This window comes from Saprospiraceae bacterium (assembly GCA_026129545.1).
Lineage (GTDB): Bacteria > Bacteroidota > Bacteroidia > Chitinophagales > Saprospiraceae > M3007.
Genome location: JAHCHX010000004.1, coordinates 1 through 20,214, shown reverse-complemented (window position 1 = coordinate 20,214; position 20,214 = coordinate 1). Strand labels below are relative to the sequence as shown.

The following is a 20,214-nucleotide window of genomic DNA, read 5'->3' as shown; positions in this document are numbered from 1 at the left end:
CCCTGCCTCTGGGCGGCGTGCTGGCCTCACATCTTGGGCGAGCCGAAAAAGACGGTCAGGAAAATCAACGCCATTTTCATGGACTGGGATATTTCCTCATTGAGCGCGTCTTGTATGCCCCAATCGCGAGGGTCGCGCTCGGTGTAGGTGTAGAGATAAAAGCTGCCTCGTTTGGAGTCGTCCACCCGCCATTCGTCAAACTGGTTTTTCCATTTGCTCTTCAAATCGAGTGCGATGGAGTTGTTGGTCACGCGCCACTCCGTCAGGTCGTTCGACCAAATGGCTCGCATCGTCACCACGTTGCCGGTATAGCTGCGCAGTTCCCATTGAGAGAGGTCGTCTTTCCATTTTTGGCGGATGGTGCCACTTTCCTCTCCGAGCTCGTAGTTCCATTCGGAAAAATCTTCTCGGACATTGAGCCAGCGCAGTTTGAGTTCGCCATAGAGTGTTTCTTCCGGCGGTTCGGAGTCGTCTTCGTCGTCGGGTTGTTGCCCGGTGGTGTCGCGCGGCATGATGGCGTATATTTCCCACTCCACAAACGAGTCGCTCCATCTTGTGCTGACACTGGAGAGCGTTTGCGCTTGCATAGAGCAAGCGAGCAGGAAGAGGCCGAAAATGAAAAATCGTTGGCGCATGACAGGACGACGGGAGTGGCTCAAAAAGGCAGGTCTTCCATGTTGCCGGCCGAAGGCGGCGTGTCGGTGTAGTTGGGGAAGGGGTCGTTGGGAAAGTTCTCGTCGGTGGCGGCTTTGTTGTTGTCTGTGTCGCCACCGGCGCCTTCGATGCGCCAAGCATTGAGGTTGGTGAGGTACTTTCCGTTCCATTCGCGCCCGCGCAGGTCAAAATGCACTTTCACGCGGTCGCCTTCCCGAAAGCTGTCGAGCAGGCCACAGCGTTCTTGTACTGCCTGAAATTTGATGAGCTGTGGGTAGTTGCCATCAGGCACTTCGAGCACAAACTCGCGTGCCGAGAAACTGGCCGATTTCTGCTCGGTCGGGAAGATGCGATGGAGCTTGCCTTCTACTTCAAAAGCCATTGTATTGCGTTTTTTTGTTCTTGTCGTTTTTTTACTGTTGGGCCTTTAGCTTGAACATCTGCTCGTAGTAGCCGGGGCGGTTGGGCGTGACGACGTAGTCGAATTTTTTAGCCACCACGGTGCGTTGAAGCGGAGCGTAAAGATAGATTTCCGGTATTTCCTCATTGATGATTTCTTGGGCTTTTATGTAAAGCGCGTTGCGGGCGGCTTCGTTCTCGGTGGTGCGTATGGCTACAATCACGCTGTCCGCCTTGGTGAAGCCCGTGCGATTGTCGCCTTTGGGGGCGAGGTTGGCCGAATGGTAGGTCTGATAGAGCTCCACCAAACCGGGGTGGAGCGCGGCACCGTACATGGCCACCTCAAAGTTGCCTTGTCGGGTGTCCGTCTGCAATTTGTCAATGTCCACGCCCACGACGACGATTTTGATGCCTGCGCGTTGGGCGGTTTCCTCAATGCTCTGAGCCACCAGTTCGTTCACCTTTGCTTTTGTGAGCGCCATCAATTCGAGTTTGAGGTCTGTTTTTTTGCCTTGAATGACTTTGTCCACGATACCGTTGCCATCGGTGTCCTGCCAACCGGCTTCGGCCAGCAAGGTCTTGGCCTTGTCTATGTTAAACTCTCGGAGCGGCAGGTTTTTGGCGTAAAACGTTTTGGCCGGATTGATGGGGCTGACGATGCGCTGCGCAAGCCCTTGCATCACGTTGTTGATGAGATAGTCGTAGTCAATGGCATGAGCGAGGGCTTCCCGCACGCGCTTGTCCTGCACTTTGGGGTTGCGCAGGTTGAAAGCGAGCCGATTGTACTGTGTGGCGCCGATGCTCAGGAAATCATACTTGGCTTCGAGGGCAGGGTTTTGCTTCATTTCGAGGAATTTGGCTGGCGTGACCTGCACCGCCACGTCGAGCGCGTCGGTCAAAAACAGGTTCTCCACCGCTGCTTCGTCCTGCACGATTTTGTAAACCAATTTGGTGGGATAGGCCGCCAGCAGCGGTATCCGCTGCGCCACTGCGTCGCCCCACCAGTTTTCTTTTTTTATCAATACCGCGCCTTGGTCGCCGTCGGTGCTTTCGAGCCGATAGGGGCCGCTACCAGTCACGAAGTTTTTGTCGTTGACAAACTTTGGGTCCTGAAATGCTTTGGCAAACGCCTGTGCCGAAGGGTTGGCGGCCAGCTCGGCGGCCTTGCTTTTGTCCAAAAAATCGGAGAGCGGAATGTTTGCCAGCAGGTTGTCGGGGTCGTAGTTGTAGGCAGGCATAATCGGCACCCCGCACATGCTTTCCATCATCAGCATATAGTATTGGCTGAAATAGGCAGTGAATTTTTTGGGATTGGCCGCGTCCACCTCCACCCCTTTGAGGTATTCAAAATAACCCCGATAGACCTCCGTCGGCAAGCCGGGGTGCATGATGATTTTCAGGGAAAAAACCACGTCGTGGCCGGTCACTGGCGAGCCGTTGTCCCATTTGGCTTCGTCAAGTATTTCAAAATCGTAGGCCAGTGCGCCAGCATAAGCGCCTTCGCTGACGGTGCGTTTGGTGGGTAATTGTTTGACGAGCATGGGCTTGAACTCTAATGTCAGGGGGTCAAGCTCACCCAATGAGTGGAAAATGCGTTGCGCCACATAACGCGAATAGCCCGTGGCGGGCAGGTAGGGGTTGAGTGTGGTGGCCGCTGCTTCCATGCGGACGTTGACGGTGGCATTGGCGACTGTGGTTGTTTTCGGGTCGCTTTTGCAAGAGAAAAGTAGGAGGATGGCAACTGCCGCGACGATGCCCGCCGCGCTGCGGTGAAGGGGAAAAAGATTTTTCATGGAAATGCTGATGAGAGATTGTTCGAGAAAGATTAACTCAGATGAAAAACGGGGTAAAAGTAAGGGAATGTCGGAAGCCGAACAAGGGTGTCTGGTAGATGGCTCTTCCACACACTGCTGGACATTTTCAAATTTGCCACGAAGCCACAAAGACGCAATGCAAAATACGCATTGATTTGCCGCATTTTGTGGCTTTGTGTCTTTGCAGCACAAAAATAATGTCTAGTAGCGGTGGCCCTTCACACGAAGCGGTCTTTCCATTCTGGGCGCGGGAGCATGCATTCCTCGCGGCGGCCAAACCACCGATAGCGGTTGCGGGCCACCCAATCGTACACGGCGTTGCGAATGGGCCTGGGCACTATCTTGAACGCGAACAGCAAAGCCCACACGCCGCCCAAGCGACGCACGATTTCTAGTGGGGCATCGGAACGTGTGAAGATGCGCTCACCATCCACCAGCACGACGGTGTCGAAATTTTTGTCGGACAGGCCAAATCGGCGCAACAAGGCCTGGCCCGTTTCGGATTGGAGGGCCGCAAATTTGAACACGGCTTTATGGTCGCGCAGGAGTACCCATTGCACCGATGCGTTGCAGAGGTTGCACACACCGTCGAACAACAAGATGGGAGTGGAGGTGTCAGAGTGTGTCAACGAGATGATTTTTTATTTGTAATCCAAAATGTTGAGGCGCGTTGGGCAAAATTCGGCATCGTGCGGGTCGTTGGAGGCGATGACGACGAGGCGGTTGGCGGCGAAGTCGGCTACCAATTGTTTGTACCATTCGATGCCTTGGGTGTCGAGATTGGTGGCTGGCTCGTCCAGCAATAGCGTGGGTGTGTCGGAGCAGATGGCAAGGGCCAGTTTGACGCGCTGCTTCATGCCGGAGGAGAAAAAACGGATTTCTTTGGTGCGGGAGCGGGGCAAGGCAAGTATTTCGTAGAGTTTGGCGGGCGAAAAACCCGGCAACAATGGTTTCAAACCTGCGTGGAATGTCAGCGCTTCTTCCAAAGTGAACTCTTCGATGAGCTCGATGTAGGGTGCCGCATAGCTGATGTGGCGATAGATGCCATCCGGTTCGACTTTCCCCTTTGGATTTTCAAACAACACGGAGCCTTTCGAGAGCGACAAATGGCCGGACAGCACTTTCAGCAAAGTAGATTTGCCAGAACCGTTTGGGCCGAGCACGGCATAACGATGACCTTTTTCAAAAGAAAAACTTAGTCCCTTGAATATCCAATCGAGGCGATAGCGTTTCCCCGCGTTTTGAAGTCGGATAGTCATGTCATTAAAGTACCGGCTCGGCCATCACTTTTCCCGGGTTGCCGATGGTGCGGAAGCCTTTCATCAATCCGCGTTTGGAGCTATGGGCAAAGCGCAGAATGAAGTCGCGATAGTTGGATGGCTCTATTTCTTCCTCGATGATTTTCAGTGCTTTGCGGATGCTGAGCCCTTGCACGAAAAGGACCCGGTAGATGTTCTCGATGTGGTGTATTTCGTCGTAGCTGAAGTCGCGTCGCCGAAGCCCTATCGAATTGACACCGGCATAGGAGAGGGGTTCGCGGGCAGCGGTGACGAAGGGCGGCACGTCTTTGCGGACGAGCGAGCCGCCGCCTACCATGGCTTGGTCGCCGATGCGCACGAATTGATGCACGGCGGCCATGCCGCCTAGGGTGGCCCATTCCCCGATTTCGATATGCCCTGCAAGCGTGACGTTGTTGGCCAGTATGCAGTTGTTGCCAATGAAGCAATCGTGCGCGACATGGACGTAGGCCATGAGCAGGCAATTTTCGCCGATGACAGTCCTGCCGCCGAATTTGCGGTTGCCGCGATTGAGTGTGCAATGCTCGCGGATGACGGAGCCATGCCCGATTTCGAGCGTGGTCGGCTCCTCAAGCAACACTTTCGTCTGAGGGGCGGCGCTGATGGATGCTCCGGGGAAGATGTGGCAACCCTCTCCGATGCGGGCGCCGTTGAAAATGTTGACGTTGGCCTCAATGCGGCAGTTGTCACCTATCACGACATCTTTTTCAATGACGGTGAAGGGGCCAATGGTGACGTTTTTGCCAATTTTTGCTTCGCGGTGAATGTCTCGCAAGCCGTTTGAATAATTCATTGAAAAAGAATGGGTTGAAGCTTTTCATTTCGCTCAGCCTCCATTGCCACCGTGCTCCTTATTCTTGCGAATGATTTGCGCGGTCAGTTCGCCTTCCGAGACGATTTTGCTGCCGACATAAGCAGTGCCCTGCATGTGCACTATGCCACGGCGGATGGGTTCGAGCAGTTCCATTTTAAGGATTAAAGTGTCGCCGGGGACGACTTTGGCTTTGAACTTGGTGTTGTCAATTTTCAGGAAATAAGTATCCCAATTGCCCGGGTCAGTCACGGTGTTCAGCGCGAGAATGCCGCCCGTTTGGGCCATGGCCTCTATTTGCAACACACCGGGGAACACCGGATTGTCGGGGAAATGGCCTTGAAAAAAGGCCTCGTTCATTGTCACATTTTTCACGCCCACTACATGATGGTCGCTCATCTCTATCACTTTGTCCACCAGCAAAAACGGATAGCGGTGGGGCAACATTTTGGAGATGTGCATCACATCGTAAATCGGTTCTTTGTCAGGGTCGTATTTCGGGATGCCGAGCAAGCGGCGTTTTTCCACCAGATGTTTTTTGAGGATTTTGGCAAACTCGACGTTGGCCGTGTGACCGGGTTTGGTGGCAACTATCTTGCCCCGAATGGGTTTGCCAATGAGCGCCAAGTCCCCGATGACATCCAATAGCTTGTGCCGGGCAGGCTCGTTCTGAAAATGCAGTTTCACCGTGTTCAGCACGCCTTCCGAATCCACCTTCACGCTCTGTTTGCCTAATTTTCGGGCCAGCTCATCCAGTTCCGTCTGCTCCATTTTGCGGTCAGCTATAACGATGGCATTGTCCAAATCGCCGCCTTTGATGAGGCCCATTTGCAACAATTTTTCCAGCTCATGCACAAACACAAAAGTGCGGCAAGGCGCAATGTCCATCACATAGTCGTCCAAATTATGAAGCGCGGCGAATTGTTGCCCCAATACCTTTGAATTGAAATCAATCATCACGGTTGCCTCAAAATTGTCTGAGGGCAAGGCCAGCAGCTCAGTTCCCGTCAGTTCGTCCTTGTAAGCGATGGGTTCCGTCACCACAAAATACTCGCGTTCGGCATCCAAGTCGGCACGTCCGGCCTCGCGCAGCGCCTCCACGAACGGCATCGAAGTGCCGTCCATGATTGGGAGCTCTGGCCCGTCAATTTCCATCAGCACGTTGTCAATCTGCAAGCCGGTCAGCGCGGACAGCACATGCTCCACCGTAGCCACCTGCGCCTCGCCGTTGCGCAGGGAGGTGCCGCGATTGGTCGAAAAAACCAATTTCACATCTGCTGGAATCACGGGTTGTTCCGGCAAATCAACGCGCTGAAAACGATAGCCGTGATTGGCTGTCGCGGGTTTGAAAGTCAGCGTCACCGACTTGCCTGTGTGCAACCCCACACCCTTGACCGACACAGGATTCTGAATCGTGATTTGTCTCATACAGTTAGGGCAAAAATTTCAACGTGCAAAAGTACGTCACACCGCCTGAATGAAGTGTATGCACTGACGATTATCATGGCATTAACATCCGTTTGGGGAGAAAAAAGCAGCAATTGCACAAACATTATTCGGATTGAGGGGGAAACAAGCCGGCTTAGCGGAATTTTTGCAAACAATCACTTGGCCTCGTAGGGCACTCTCGCCACGATGGAACGTCCCAGCGTCACCTCATCGGCATACTCCAAATCGCCCCCAAACGACACCCCTCGTGCGATGGCACTCACTTGCACGCCCAAAGGACGCAACTTTTTCGAGATATAATAGATGGTGGTTTCGCCTTCGATGGTTGGGCTAATGGCCATGATGACTTCGCGGATTTCGCCCTGTTTCACCCGTTCTTCCAGCGTTTCGATGTGCAAATCACTTGGCCCGATGCCCTCGATGGGCGAAATGACCCCGCCCAAGACGTGATAAAGCCCCCGATATTGGCTGGTCTCCTCGATGGCCATTAGGTCGCGAATGCTCTCCACCACGCACACCAACGAGTGGTCGCGCCGAGCATCGGCGCAAATTTGGCACCTCTCCGAATCCGCCAGATTGTGGCAAACGCGACACTCGCGGATGCCCTCGCGCATGGCCGTCAGGGCGGCGGTGAACTGCTCTGTGGTGCTTTTGTCTTGCTTCAGCAGGTGCAACACCAAGCGCAAAGCGGATTTGCGCCCAATGCCGGGCAGCGAGGCAAAGGCTTCAACGGCTTTTTCGATGAGTTTGGAGGAAAAAGTCATGCGCGAAAAAATTCGGGCAAAAGTAGAGACTTCGCGTGGGTCGAATCGGATAAATCTACGAATCAACGAAATAGGCTTGTGGCTGTGCCCGGCAATTCGACCACGAAGCGGGTGCCCTCCCCTTCCACACTTTCCACCCGGATGGTGCCACCGTGTTGGCGCACCACGTTGGCGACATAGCTCAGCCCCAGCCCGTGTCCTTTCACGGTGTGGACATTGCCCGCTGGCACGCGGAAGAATTTTTCAAACACCTTCGACTGGTATGCCGGCGCGATGCCGATTCCATGGTCCTGCACCGTCAGCCTTACTTTGTCGTTGGGCAGCGGGGCAAGCGACACCTGCACCTTCGGCGCGTTTGCCCCGCTGTATTTCAGCGCGTTGTCCACAAGGTTGAACACCACGCTGGTGAGGTGTAGCTTGTCTCCGTGCACCGTAGGCAACTGTTCGGGCGCCTCAAAAGTGATGGTGCCTCCGACACTTTCGGCTTGCAGTTTCATCGCGTTGAGCACTTGGCTTGTCAGCTCGGCAAGGTGGAGCGGCTCCGATTGCAGGCGCGGCTGTTTTTCCTCAAACATGGAAAGTCGCAGCACCTTGTCCACCAAAAGCGTGAGGCGTTCGAGCTCGAGTTTGGAAATGTCGAGATACTCACGCGCTTGCTCAGGCTTTTGCAGCACATCGAAGTCGCTCAGCGCCTCGAGCGCCACGCCGACGGTGGTGATGGGGGTTTTCAACTCATGCGTGATGTTGCCGATGAAGTCGTTTTTGAGCGCCGTGAGCCTTTCTTGCTGGCGCAAACTTTTGTAAATCAGCCCAAAAGCCGCCGAAGTGATGCCGAATAAAAGTAACGAGAACAAGAAATGGGGCACTATTTTTCGAGCCAAAAAACCTCGGTAGGCGGGGAATTCGGCAGCGTAGAAACGCTGGGTCAGCACGCCCGAAAAAGCGGGTTCGGTGCGTATGCAGGCGTTGGAGGAAGAATCGGGCTGCCCGGCATGGAGCAGCCGGAAGGCCAAGGGGATGCCCGCCTTTGCGAGCGCCGCTTGGTAAGCCGTCCGAAGCGAATCGAACGGAATCGTATCTTTCGCAACGGTAAACAAGAACTTGCTCGGCCCTTCCTTGTGGAAGTGCGGGATGCCTGCAATCAGCCTGTCGAAGCGCGGTTCGCCTTCGGAAAGGTTCTCGTCGGTCGCCACCATGATTTGCACCCGCTCAAATTTTATTGAATCGGGGCGCAGGTGTTCGGCACCAGGTTTAATTGAAATAATAGCGTGGGCATCTTGTTTGATTTCCCACTGCTTCATCATGGGCGGCGCGGGAAAAGGCGGCGCGGGGAAACTGTCGGGGTTGAGCCCTTCTCGCACCATGTTGCGCCGCACGAGCGAATCCTGCAAGGCCGTCATTGTTTTTTGGAAAATATAGTCCGTCTCCTGCCGCAGCGCGTCGCGTTGTTCGAGCCATACTTTTTGCAGCCAAAAAAACTGAAACAGCACCAGCAACGCCAAACTGCTGAAGATGAGCCAAAGGAATCGGTGATGTTTTTGAAAAACGGACATGATAGCACAAAAGTAGTGGGTTCCGATGGGTCGGCGCACAGCGATTAACCTTAATTAACCTTATATCAAGGTCAGTTAACGTGTCGGCGCATCGACACGTCCTACCTTTGTCCCGTCAACATTCAAGATTAAATTACGCTATGAAAATCAACACTTTACTGCTCCATCTTGCCCTTTTTATTCCCGCTTTTGCCTTTTCGCAACAAAATGAAGGCATTGTCTTGTTCGAGGAAAAAGTCAACATTCACCGCACCTTGCCGCCGGATGCGGAGGACATGAAGGCCATGATTCCTGAGTACAGGATTCACAAATCCGAGTTGCTTTTCAACGCCACGGAAAGCCTCTATCGCAATGTCGAGGAAGACGACGACGAGCCAATGGGCGGCGGGGGCGGCATGGTGTTGCGCGTTCAGCGCCCGGAGGCGACTTCTTATCGCAATTTCAAAACGCAGCGCAAAGCGGACTACCGCGAGTTTTTCGGGAAAAACTACCTCATAGAGGACTCACTCGTGTCAGCCAACTGGAAACTGACGCTCGAAACAAAAGAAATACTCGGCTACAGCTGCATGAAAGCCATCACGACCGACACAGTGCGCAAGCGGGAGATTGTGGCTTGGTTTGCCGACGCGCTTCCGCTCGCTGCTGGTCCAGCGCAGTTTGGCCAACTGCCCGGCATGATTCTCGAGATTGACATCAACAACGGCGAGACCATCATCGCGGCGCAAAAAATTGATTTCAAAAAATTGAAAAAAGGCGATTTGACCCCGCCCAAAAAAGGCGAGAAAATAACGGAGGCGGCGTTCCAAAAGTTGGTGGAAGAGCGGCTGCGCGAAAATGGGGGCAGGCCCATGCGCATCATTCGCAATTGACGACGGGCATCGCTGTTCAGCGCCGCATCATCCACTGCCCGAATGTCTGTTCCACTGCCGGGCCGTCCCAATCGTTCTCGATGTCGTCCAACGCTAAAATTTTTTCAAAAAGCCTATTCTGCGCGTCGTCTTCCAACAGAGCGGTGCGATAGGGTGTGTTGCTAAATGTTACCATCGAATAGACTGGCAAAAAATCGGGATGCCGCTCATGGAGATGAGCGGCTATTTTTTTGCGCAACAAAAACTTCGGGTCGGCCACCAAATCGCGCATCTCGATGAAGTTGCGCTGTGCCAATTCCGCTATGGCGTCTCCGTCCGCCTTGCGCTGGCGAGCAAACTGGGGGATGATGCGCGACCAGTCGCCCTGAAAGGTGTCAATCATCGCATCGAGGATGGTGCAATCCTCAAAGCCCGCGTTCATGCCCTGCCCATAGAACGGCACGATGGCATGGGCGGCGTCGCCGATGAGCAGGATGCGTTGTTGCCACTGCCACGGGGCACATTTCACCGTCACGAGCGAGGAGGTGGGGTTTTGCCAAAAATCTTGCACCAGCGTGGGCATGAGCGACACCGCGTCAGGGAAGTATTTTTGGAAAAAAGCGAGCACGTCGGCATCGGTTTTTATGTTGGCAAACGATGTGTCGCCCTCGAACGGCAAAAACAGGGTGCAGGTGAAGCTGCCATCGGCGTTGGGCAAGGCGATGACCATAAAGTTGCCACGCGGCCAGATGTGCAAGGCGGCGGGATTGAGCCGATGGGTGCCGTCGGCATGAGGCGGGATGGTCAGTTCCTTGTAGCCGTGTTCGAGGTAAAATTGCGTGTAGTCGAATCGGTCGGTGCGCTGCAAGGCATAGCGCACGGCGCTGAACGCGCCATCGGCTGCGAAAATGAGCGGCGCTTCCACTGTTTTCATTTGCTTGGTTTTCAGGTCTTCAAACGTGATGAAGGGTTTTTCCAAATCCACGTCGGCGCAGCGGTGGTCGAAGAAAAACCGCACGTTGGGAAAAGCATCGGCGATGTTGAGCAATTCAAGGTTCAAGCCCCCGCGCGACACGGAATAGATGGCCTGACCTTCTTTGCCGTATGGCTGGAAAGTGGTTTCGCCAGCGATGGAGTGCATCATTCGGCCCGGCATGGCAATGGCGACTTTTTCGATTTTCTCGCGGATGCCCGCCTTTTCCACCGCCTTCCAGCCGCGCTCGCTCATGGCGAGATTGATGGAGCGCCCGCCAAAGTATCCTGCGGCTCGCATATCCGAGCGGCGCTCATATACTTCCACCTGATAGCCGCGCCGAGCAAGAAAAACCGCCCAAAGTGAGCCGACGAGACCCGCGCCCACGACGATGGCTTTTTGTTGAGATGTGTTTGGGTTTGTCATTTTTGTACCTTTTGTGTTGTCGCAATGGTGGCTTCCAAAATTGCCGCAGCAAAAGAAAAAAAACTTCCCGTTCGACCTGTATCTTTTTCTAATCTTGCCCCTCAAACGAAATCACCGACATCCCTTCCATGAGCTCAACATCCACCCAGCGCAACCCCTACCTCCTGCCTTTTGCCCTCGTGTGCAGCCTTTTTTTCCTTTGGGGCATCGCCAACAGCTTGAACGGTTCTTTGGTCAAACAGTTTCAAACGGCGCTCGACCTCAATCGGGGTCAAGCGGGTATCGTGGATTCGGCCTTTTATTTGGGCTACTTCATTTTTGCCATCCCAGCGGGCATTTTCATGCGCAGATTCGGCTACAAGCGCGGCATATTGGCTGGCTTGCTGCTCTACGCCGCCGGTGCTTTGTTGTTTTATCCGGCGGCAGGGCTGCGCGTCTATGCTTTTTTCTTGTTCGCTCTGTTCACCATCGCCAGCGGTCTGGCCTTTTTGGAAACGGCGGCCAACTTGTATGTGACCGTGCTCGGCGACAAAAAGGAGGCGGAGTGGCGCATCAATTTCGCCCAATCCTTCAATGGCATCAGCATCATACTCGGCCCTGCCATTGGCAGTTTTTTCATCTTTTCTGGTACAGACTATTCGCGTGAGGAATTGGCAGCCATGCCCTTCGAGCAATCGGAGGCGATACGCATTGCCGAGGCGCTGGCCACTCGCGGCCCCTATCTCGCCATCGCCGCGTTGGTGCTGTTCGTGGCCTTTCTCTTTTGGCGCACCAAGATGCCCGAGGTGGGCCGCGAAGAGGAACAGACTTTGGGCAAAAAGGCTTCCGTTGGCGATTTGCTGCGGCATCGGCACTTGGTGTTGGGCGTGTTGGCTCAGTTTGCCAATGTGGGCGCCCAAGTGACGCTGTGGAGCTATTTTGTTGATTTGAAAATGGGTTTTTCCAACGAAACACATCTCGGCGTGGTGCAGTCCATCTATCCGTTTGAAGGCAAGACGATGAAGCAAATCGCTGGTTTTCACGCCTCTTTCGCCATGATTCTCTTCATGCTAGGGCGTTTCCTCGGCACTTGGCTGATGAGCCGTTATGAAGCGCGCCGGGTGCTCGTGTGGTACAGCATCGGGGCAGTGGGCTTGGTGGTAATGGCCTATTTCACGGGCGGCTTGGTGGCTGTGATATGCCTCATGTTGACCTATTTCTGCCAGAGCATCATGTTCCCCACCATTTTTGCCCTGGCGACCAAAGGGCTGCCGCCTGCCGAGGGCAAACTGGCTTCCTCGCTGGTCATCATGGCCATTGTGGGCGGTGCCATACTGCCGCCATTGGGCGGATGGTTGTCGCATTTTGAGTTGAAATATCTCCTGTTAGTGCCGTTGGTCTGTTTTGTCTTTGTGGTGTGGTATGTGGTGCGGGGGTATGCGGTGCGGGGCGTGGCCGATATTCCTTAAAAAATGCTTCCAAACTTTAGACACGCGTCCCCTGCCTGACACGCACTGTCGGGTAGGGGATGCCTGTGCGCAAGTTTTGAAAGGCTGGCCCCGAACATCGCGCGATGGAATTTTTGTGAAGCAAAACAATGCCCATTCCCTGCATACTTTCTTGGAGACAGCGGGCAAGGTTTGTTCGGTTTTGCTCGACGGTTTTGAAATAGATATTCAGCCGCTTTTTGCGTGAGCGATGAAAAACTCATTGCTTTGCGCCATGAAAAACATATCGCTGTCTCTTCTCCTACTGTTTTTTGCGCTTTGCTCTTTTGCCCAAAAAGGTGCCGACAAAGACGCTTGGATGCTCCAATCCATTGTCAAATTGGATGATTACAACCCTATTCTGGAGCCGGACGAGCGCTCACAGTTTTTTTGCCCGGTGCGCAAACGAACGGTGCAATGGGAAGAAAAAAACGTGCTCAACCCCGCCGCTGTCGTGAAAGACGGTTGGGTGTGGCTGCTCTATCGCGCGGAGGACGCGACCAACCCCGACCGCAGCACTTCGCGCATCGGGTTGGCCAAAAGCCGCGATGGCTTGCAGTTTCGCAAAACGCCCATCCCGGTGCTGGCACCTGATATTGACACCCTCAATGCTTTGGAGTGGGAAGGTGGCTGCGAAGACCCCCGCGTCGTGAAGCGCGACGACACTACTTTCGTCATGACCTACACGGCCTACGACGGCAAAACCGCTCGCCTCTGTGTCGCCTCTTCCCGCGATTTGGTGGTTTGGAAAAAACACGGCCTCGCCTTTGCCGATGCCAAATACCGCGACATCTGGTCTAAATCGGGCGCTATCGTGTGCGCACAAGCAGGCAGCGACATCGTGGCCAAAAAAATAAAAGGGAAGTACGTCATGTATTGGGGCGACACCGATATTTTCACGGCCACCTCGGACGACCTGATTTCGTGGAAACCGACGACGGACAAAAAGGGCAATCTCGTCGCAGCCCTCAAACCGCGCCCCGGCTTTTTCGATAGCAAATTGGTGGAACCCGGACCCTTTGCCCTTTCTCGCAAAGAAGGCATCCTACTGCTCTACAACAGCGCCAACGATGCCTCCATAGGTGACAAGTCGCTCCCCAACATGGCGTATGCCGTCGGTCAGGCACTTTTCTCCGAGACAAAACCGGAGAAACTCATCGCCCGTGCCGACCGCCATTTTTTGCACCCGGAGCGCGATTTTGAAAAGACGGGGCAGGTGAACAATGTCTGCTTCTTGGAGGGCATGGTGTGGCACAATGGGCGTTGGCTGCTTTACTACGGCACGGCGGACTCAATGATTGGGGTGGCCGAGTGCAAAGAGTGAGGAGCGGATGGTGTGGGTGCCGCCTTCAATCCGGGAAAAAGGTGTCGTAAGGGTTGTCGGGCTTGGTTTTGGGCGGAGGCGGAGTGCTGCCATTGGGGGCGCTCCTACTTTCTTTTCCGCTCGTGCGTTTTTCGATGTTGGCTTGTCCAGGCTCTTTTTCTGGCAATTCGAGCGGCTCCATCGGTTCTTCCGCATATTCGCGAGCTTTGGGCATACTCTCTATTTCCTCGAATTCGGTGAACTCCTCGTTTGCGCCGCCCTCAAACTCGCGCTGCATTTTCTCCAATTTGTTGTAACCCAAGGCTTTTATGAACAAATAGAACACAAACACAGGAAACAGCAACACCGCTAAGGCAGCAGCGAGCAAGCCGCCCACCGGGTTGCGCTCCATCATTTTGAGCCAGTTTTTCAAGGTGTCCAATACTGCCCGCCAGTTGATGACGAGGGCCAGCACGAATAAAACGGGTGCAGCCCAATAGAGCAACTTGAACAGCCCTTTTAGAATGAAGAAAGCGGCTATCATCCCGATAACGCCAAATATAAGACAGCCGATGCCCCCTCCCGCGCTTAAGCGGCCAGTGCGATAACCCCGACCTGATGAGTAGATGAACATAGTCTTGCAAGTTTGGAATAGAGTGTCAAAGTTGCGTCTCTCCCATTTGCAAAATGACGGAAAATTCGTCGAACGAAACAGGCATTACCGACAAACGGGCATTGCGCACCAACAAAAGCTGCTGTAGCGCCGGATGCTTTTTGATTTCAGACAGGAGCACGGGGCGAGCCAACTGTTTCACCGGGGCCAAATCCACCGCCGACCAGTCGCCTTTTTCCGCCGTCGGGTCTGGGTAGTGTTCTTTCACCACCTTGGCGATGCCGACGACTTCGAGACCGATATTGGAATGGTAATAGAGGCAAAGGTCGCCCGTTTTCATAGCACGCAGGTTGTTGCGAGCTTGGTAGTTGCGCACCCCATCCCAGCGGGTTTTGCCATCGGTGGCGAGCTGCTCAAAGCTGTAAACGTCGGGTTCGGACTTGACGAGCCAGTATTGCATGGTTTTCTTTGTTGAAAAAATCGAAAAAACTTAGGCAGCCCCAAGCGTGAAAGACTCGGTTGACAGGCTTATAGGTTTTTGACAGGATTTACAGGATTTTTAGCGGTGAAGCCACTCCTTCTATCCTGTAAATCTTGTAAATCCTGTCAAAAATTCAATGTCTGCTGTCCTTCCTAAGTCTTTACGTTTTTTATACCTCGCGCCGCCAAGTTTTCAGCATCGTCTAGGGTAACGTTTACTAAACTTTTGAAGTTTAGTAAACGTGATATCATCCTTCCAACCATGCTGAAAACTTGGCGGCGCGAGGTATAACGTGAGTTCGGAGTTAACACTTTTGAAAATCCAGCGACGGTGCCCTGAAACACATTCCGGGGCGCTGCCCCTGCCTGAGTGGTCACAAAAATTCAAATGCCGCAAACGTTTGATTTCCATAAAGTCATTTTAGCACCTCAAAGAGGTGAAAAGTTGATAAAAATCGGGAATCAGTCGGCGATGCTCGCTTTGTCGGGTTCTGAGGTGTCATCCCGGAAGCATGGAGGGGTGACATCTCAAAAACAGGCCGAGATGTCACCTTTTTCGTTCCGCAAAAGATGACACCCCTTGTGAACCGAGAGTGTCAGGGAATCAATTAGTTAAGCGCCATCTGTTAGGTCAAATATCTTCGAGCTCACGTTTTTTACAAAAAATCTGCGTTCACGCATCAAAACTCACCACCACCCTTTTTGTTTTCGGGTGCGACTGACAGGTGAGCACATAGCCTGCCTCCACCTCGTCGGCTTCAAGGCCGTAATTGATTTCCATCTCGACCTCGCCTTCCAGCACTTTGGCCTTGCAGGTGCTGCACACACCGCCTTTGCATGAAAAAGGCAAATCCGCGCCCGCCCGCATGGCCGCGTCGAGCAGGGTGCTGCCACAGGAAGTGAGCATGAAGTCGAACTGGGCACCGTCTTGGATGACCGTCACGGAAGCGTCGAAGGCATCAGTTTTGGCGGTCGTCGTGGCTGGCTGTTTTTTTCTTGCGCCCGAAGTGGTAAACAACTCAAAATGAATCTTTTTGGGCGCCACGCCAATATGCTCAAGGGCATCCTTCACCGAAAAAATCATTTCTTCCGGCCCGCAAAGAAAATAGGCATCCACATCCTCGGCGCGGAAGAGCAACCGGGAATAGGCGCGGCATTTCTCCCCGTCAATGTGGCCCTTGAACAGGTCGCTGCCCAGCGATTCGCGGCTCAGGATGTGATGCACGGCCAATCGGTCGGGATGCAGGTTTTTCAGTTCCTCCAATTGCTCGCGGAAGATGATGTGGTCGAAGCCACGGTTGCCGTAGAAAAGGACGAAACGGCTGTGAGGCTCGCTTGCCAGCGTGGTTTTTAGAATGGACATCACGGGCGTGATGCCGCTGCCTGCCGCGAACGCTACATACAGATGGCGATGCACTGGGTCGAGTTCCGTGTAAAAATGACCCAGCGGCGGCATGGATTCCAGCGTGTCGCCCACTTTCAGTTGCTCGTGGGCAAACGTGCCAAACAATCCGCCTTCCACTTTTTTGATGGCTACCCGCAAGTCGCCCTCGTGTGTGCCAGTACATATCGAATACGCACGGCGCACCTCTTCGCCATGAAGGGTGGTGCGCAGGGTCAGGTGCTGCCCCTGCACGAACCGGAAGGTGTCAGCCAAGTCTTCCGGCACCTCAAAAGCGACGGAGACGGTATCGGGGGTTTCGCGGCGGATGTCGCGGACTTTCAGCGGATAGAATTTGGTCATTACTCGGTCATTAAAAGACAATCATAACAAACACAAAAAGTGTATCTCGCGGTCACGGGATACACTTTTCGGAAATGCGGGCGGCCAACAGCCGATGCTTTGGACTTTAAGCCAGCGCGTTGACGTGCTTCGTGAGACCGCTTTTGAGGTTGGAAGCCTTATTGCGGTGAATGTTGCCGCGCTTGGCCAATTTGTCAATCATGCTGATGACCTTGGGCAAAAACGTCTGAGCTTCGGCCTTGTCTTTCAGGTCGCGCAGATTTTTAATCGCCGTGCGAGCCGCCTTTTTGTAGTAGCGGTTTTGCAAACGGCGCTTCTCGGTTTGGCGGATGCGCTTCAGGGCGGACTTGTGATGTGCCATATTTTTACAGCGTAAAATGCTTATTTTTTAAAAAAACAGTTGGGTTTCCGTTTTGGGCGGGCAAAGGTAGCGTTTCTGCCCTGAAAAAAAGTAGGGGTTTCAAAAATTTTCTCTCTTTGTTTTGCGGCACTAAACTTGAAGGGCTGCCGGCGCGTTATTTTTTGCCTTTCGTTCTTGTCCAAAATTGCCTGTCAAACTTGCTACTTTTGCGGGCTAAACAAACAGGCTGTTCAAAGTGCACATGGCGGTTGACACAAATTGACTTGTCAACACAAGCCGCCTCGTAGCGCCTTCATCAACATATTTTTCGCAATGACAGACCATTCTGCTGTTTTCAACGCGCACCCTCAACAGACTTGTTGCGGTGGAGGGCTTTGATTGTAGGGGATTGTCATTTTTTCGACTGGCGAGACAAATTTTGCAGTCGAAATCGGGCATATTCGGCGAAAAATTTGACGAAGCCAGTCGGAAAAAGGGCTTTCCATTCGCCAAAGGCCTCCACCGCAACAAGTCTAATCATGGTGAACTGACAAATCCCGGCGAATCAAGCTAAGTTTTGACTTCACCGTGTTGAGTGCCTCAAATTTTATGCGCCCATGCCCACGCTCACTGCCCCCCTTCCAACCGCGTATCATACTCCGTTTTAGCCGCGCCCATTTGCTGCGCACGCTGATAATCTTGCTGCGCGGCTGCGCGATTGCCTGCTTGCGCGTGGGCGCGGGCGCGTTCGAGATAAGCGATAGCAAGGCCCGGTTTGAGTTGAATCGCCCGCGTGAGGCGCTCTATGGCAGCTTGGTTTTGTCCTTTGGAGCGCAGTATCATGCCGCTTTCATACCACACCTCGGCGCTGTATGGGTTGTATTTCAGGTATGCGTCATAGTCGGCCAATGCCTTGTCGTGTTGCCCCATGGTGTAGTAAGCGATGGAGCGGTTGAAATATCCGTTGGCGTTGTCCGGGTTGATGGCCAAGCCCTCGGTGATGTCATTGATGGACTGTTCGAAGTTTTGCAAAAAGCCATTGGCGGCACCGCGATTGATGAGCACCTCGGCTTTGCTTTTGAGTTTGATGGTCGGGATGGCTAAGGCATCGGTGTAGTCCTTGATGGCCTTTAGCACCAGTTCGCGTTGTTGGTTGTTGAATTTGCCCGACAAGGCCATGTCGAAGTAGGTTTTGCCTCGGCTGTTGTAGAGCTCCGAATTTTGAGGATTGATGGCCACCGCTTGCGTGTAGTCCTTCAAGGCACGGTCGAAGTCGCCTTGCGAACGGTAGTATTGCCCGCGATTCCAATAAGGCAACGAATTGGTTTTGCCCTCGTATTTGATGACGTGCGTCCAGAGGGTCTCGCCGTTTTTCCACACGCCGATTTGCCGCACCGTCCATACCGCCGATACGAGGAAAAACACCGCGGCAAGCGCCGTGGTCAGCCCTCTTGTTTTTTCCGATTTGTAAAATTTGTCAAAATACCACGCCGCGACGGCGAAGAACCCAAAATAAGGCACATAGGTGAAGCGGTCAGCCTTGAAGCCCTGACCCGCGCCCAGCACCTGCAAAAGGAACATCACGTTGAAAAACATGAACAATGCGCCGAATACCCAGATGCGATAGTCGTTGGAGCGGGCCTCCTCGCTCGGCGTGTTGCCGCGTTTCCACATTTGCCAGACAAAATACCAGAAAGCCAAAAACACCACAGGCAACAGATACACCTCAATAGGCAGCGGCTTTGGGTACGGGTAAAGGGGCGACATGGGGTAGGGGACGACCAACTTGTAGAGGTAAATGACGAACGAATATGCGCCGATGGCAAGGCGCTGTAGCAAGTTGAAGTCGGTGACATCGTCGGTCGTGGAGCCTTGTTGCCGAAGCGTGTAGAGGTTGATGAGGCCAAACACGAGCGAGAGCGCCCAGAACGGCGTTTTTTCCCAAATCAGCTTGAAATTGATGGGGCGCCGAAACCAATAGTCGAGCACCAGCATCGAGAGCGGCAGCGTGACGGCTTGCACTTTTGAAAAACAGGACAGCGCCGCCAAGAATAGCATGATAATATAGGTGCCGCTGCGGTTTTCACCGCGCTCCGCCTGCTTGAGCCATTTCACATAATAGACCAGCGCGGCAAAAAAGAACACGGCAAACAGCACGTCCTTGCGCTCCGTGGCCCAAGCCACCGACTCCACTCGCATGGGGTGTATGCCGAACAACAGCCCACCGACAAAAGCGCCCCAATTGCCGATGCCCATCCGCGCCAGCAGACTAATGACGAAAAAGACCGTGAGCAGGTGCAACAGCAGGTTGTTGATGTGGATGAGCCGGGTGTGTTTTTCCCCAAAACCGCCCGCGATTTTTTTCTCAACGGCAAAAGTCAGGATGGGCAGCGGGTTGTAGTTGCCAATGACCGCTCCCTTTTCGATGCTGAAAATATCGGGAATTGCTTTTGCAAGCCCGTCCTCGTTGATGCGTTGGAGGTTGGGGTTCTCGGTGATGTTCGGGTCGTCGTCCCAGTTCACGAGCTCATTGGAAATGGAGGGCAGGTAGCACAGGGCTGTGATGACTATTGCTACCAGCGCGAACCGGAGCCAGCCGGAGGATTCGCCGACGGTGCTGACAGGGGCGGTTTTCGCCTTTGCTTGTGGTTTGGGTTGTGGGCGGGGCTGCGCTTTGCCGGGTACGGGTCTTTTCGCCATGATTTGAAGGTGAGTGGATTGAAGGGGCAAAAGTAAAAATTACCCCCGCAAACGCAGCACGGCATCTGCCAATGCCTTTTCGGTTGGCGCGGCGGCGACTTCGACCTGCTCCGCTCCCAACGTGCGCAGGGCTTCGGCAGTCGTTGCGCCGATGGCTATGACGCGCTGGTTTTTCCCCCATTTATTTGTCGAAAAATACGCCTCCGCGTTCATCGGGCTGGTGAAAACGAGCGCGTCGGCTGTCGAGCGCAGCGGGGCCTCGACGGGGCGGTTGTCGTAAATCGGAAAATGGGTGCACCTGAAATCGTCGGCCAAAAGCGCCATCACGCTCTGGCGAGAGTGGCGGGCGGCGGGGAAGAGGATGCGCAACCCCGCGCCCCGCCCGTTGACTTTCCGAAACGCCTCCGCCGTGCTCCCCGGCTCGCCCGTGCCGACAAAATCCACTTGCTCGACGTGTTCCGTCAGCGCTTTTGCCGTGGCGGTGCCGAGGGCGGCCCATTTCACTTGCCTCCACCGGGGCGGCAAGTCGGGGGGGGGGGTGTTATAAACCACCCACCGGGGGTGAGTGAAATAAAAAAA

At 54.0% G+C, this 20,214-nt stretch carries 19 protein-coding genes; 3 read left to right on the top strand and 16 right to left on the bottom strand.

The window, feature by feature from the left end; all coding sequences use genetic code 11:
* Positions 1 to 26: 26 nt before the first annotated feature.
* The 9 genes from KIS77_20250 to KIS77_20210 all read right to left on the bottom strand — a co-directional run bounded on the left by KIS77_20250 (position 27) and on the right by KIS77_20210 (position 8,742).
* Positions 27 to 635: a hypothetical protein gene (locus tag KIS77_20250; protein MCW5924662.1), complete on the bottom strand. Its 609-nt coding sequence runs from the start codon at positions 633 to 635 to the stop codon at positions 27 to 29.
* A 20-nt stretch (positions 636 to 655) separates the two neighbouring features.
* On the bottom strand, positions 656 to 1,036 hold the full coding sequence (locus tag KIS77_20245) for a DUF3127 domain-containing protein (GenBank protein ID MCW5924661.1): 381 nt from the start codon (positions 1,034 to 1,036) through the stop codon (positions 656 to 658).
* 31 nt (positions 1,037 to 1,067) lie between these two features.
* Positions 1,068 to 2,846, bottom strand: a complete 1,779-nt coding sequence (locus KIS77_20240) for a hypothetical protein (GenBank protein MCW5924660.1) — start codon at positions 2,844 to 2,846, stop codon at positions 1,068 to 1,070.
* A 239-nt stretch (positions 2,847 to 3,085) separates the two neighbouring features.
* Positions 3,086 to 3,496, bottom strand: a complete 411-nt coding sequence (locus tag KIS77_20235; GenBank protein ID MCW5924659.1) for a thiol-disulfide oxidoreductase DCC family protein — start codon at positions 3,494 to 3,496, stop codon at positions 3,086 to 3,088.
* 12 nt (positions 3,497 to 3,508) lie between these two features.
* Positions 3,509 to 4,126: an ABC transporter ATP-binding protein gene (locus KIS77_20230; GenBank protein MCW5924658.1), complete on the bottom strand. Its 618-nt coding sequence runs from the start codon at positions 4,124 to 4,126 to the stop codon at positions 3,509 to 3,511.
* Positions 4,127 to 4,130: 4 nt separating this feature from the next.
* Entirely contained in the window at positions 4,131 to 4,958 is an 828-nt protein-coding gene (lpxA, locus tag KIS77_20225) for an acyl-ACP--UDP-N-acetylglucosamine O-acyltransferase (GenBank protein ID MCW5924657.1), read from the bottom strand.
* A 33-nt stretch (positions 4,959 to 4,991) separates the two neighbouring features.
* Entirely contained in the window at positions 4,992 to 6,404 is a 1,413-nt protein-coding gene (locus tag KIS77_20220) for a bifunctional UDP-3-O-[3-hydroxymyristoyl] N-acetylglucosamine deacetylase/3-hydroxyacyl-ACP dehydratase (protein ID MCW5924656.1), read from the bottom strand.
* Between the two features lie 176 nt (positions 6,405 to 6,580).
* Positions 6,581 to 7,189 (bottom strand): recombination mediator RecR, encoded by a 609-nt coding sequence (recR, locus tag KIS77_20215; protein MCW5924655.1) that lies wholly within the window; start codon positions 7,187 to 7,189, stop codon positions 6,581 to 6,583.
* A 62-nt stretch (positions 7,190 to 7,251) separates the two neighbouring features.
* The gene (locus KIS77_20210) at positions 7,252 to 8,742 is read right to left on the bottom strand and encodes a HAMP domain-containing histidine kinase (protein MCW5924654.1); all 1,491 of its coding nucleotides are present in this window, start codon (positions 8,740 to 8,742) and stop codon (positions 7,252 to 7,254) included.
* Between the two features lie 140 nt (positions 8,743 to 8,882).
* Between KIS77_20210 and KIS77_20205 the strand changes: the two genes are divergently transcribed.
* Positions 8,883 to 9,611, top strand: coding sequence for a GLPGLI family protein (locus KIS77_20205; protein MCW5924653.1), 729 nt, complete (start codon positions 8,883 to 8,885; stop codon positions 9,609 to 9,611).
* Between the two features lie 16 nt (positions 9,612 to 9,627).
* Here KIS77_20205 and KIS77_20200 read toward each other — a convergent pair whose 3' ends face one another.
* Positions 9,628 to 10,989, bottom strand: a complete 1,362-nt coding sequence (locus KIS77_20200; protein MCW5924652.1) for an FAD-dependent monooxygenase — start codon at positions 10,987 to 10,989, stop codon at positions 9,628 to 9,630.
* A 128-nt stretch (positions 10,990 to 11,117) separates the two neighbouring features.
* Between KIS77_20200 and fucP the strand changes: the two genes are divergently transcribed.
* Together fucP and KIS77_20190 are read left to right on the top strand one after the other, a co-directional pair.
* The gene (fucP, locus tag KIS77_20195; GenBank protein MCW5924651.1) at positions 11,118 to 12,437 is read left to right on the top strand and encodes an L-fucose:H+ symporter permease; all 1,320 of its coding nucleotides are present in this window, start codon (positions 11,118 to 11,120) and stop codon (positions 12,435 to 12,437) included.
* Between the two features lie 253 nt (positions 12,438 to 12,690).
* Entirely contained in the window at positions 12,691 to 13,779 is a 1,089-nt protein-coding gene (locus tag KIS77_20190) for a hypothetical protein (protein ID MCW5924650.1), read from the top strand.
* A 25-nt stretch (positions 13,780 to 13,804) separates the two neighbouring features.
* Here KIS77_20190 and KIS77_20185 read toward each other — a convergent pair whose 3' ends face one another.
* The 6 genes from KIS77_20185 to KIS77_20160 form a co-directional block, all read right to left on the bottom strand.
* Entirely contained in the window at positions 13,805 to 14,392 is a 588-nt protein-coding gene (locus KIS77_20185; protein MCW5924649.1) for a hypothetical protein, read from the bottom strand.
* A 25-nt stretch (positions 14,393 to 14,417) separates the two neighbouring features.
* Entirely contained in the window at positions 14,418 to 14,831 is a 414-nt protein-coding gene (locus KIS77_20180) for an EVE domain-containing protein (protein MCW5924648.1), read from the bottom strand.
* 693 nt (positions 14,832 to 15,524) lie between these two features.
* Positions 15,525 to 16,595 carry a phenylacetate-CoA oxygenase/reductase subunit PaaK gene (gene paaK / locus KIS77_20175; GenBank protein ID MCW5924647.1) on the bottom strand — a complete coding sequence of 357 codons (1,071 nt, stop codon included), beginning with the start codon at positions 16,593 to 16,595 and terminating at the stop codon, positions 15,525 to 15,527.
* A 106-nt stretch (positions 16,596 to 16,701) separates the two neighbouring features.
* Positions 16,702 to 16,956: a 30S ribosomal protein S20 gene (rpsT, locus tag KIS77_20170; protein ID MCW5924646.1), complete on the bottom strand. Its 255-nt coding sequence runs from the start codon at positions 16,954 to 16,956 to the stop codon at positions 16,702 to 16,704.
* Between the two features lie 606 nt (positions 16,957 to 17,562).
* Positions 17,563 to 19,635: a tetratricopeptide repeat protein gene (locus tag KIS77_20165; GenBank protein ID MCW5924645.1), complete on the bottom strand. Its 2,073-nt coding sequence runs from the start codon at positions 19,633 to 19,635 to the stop codon at positions 17,563 to 17,565.
* Positions 19,636 to 19,674: 39 nt separating this feature from the next.
* On the bottom strand, positions 19,675 to 20,214 hold a 540-nt coding region (locus KIS77_20160; protein ID MCW5924644.1), incomplete at its 5' end, for a uroporphyrinogen-III synthase.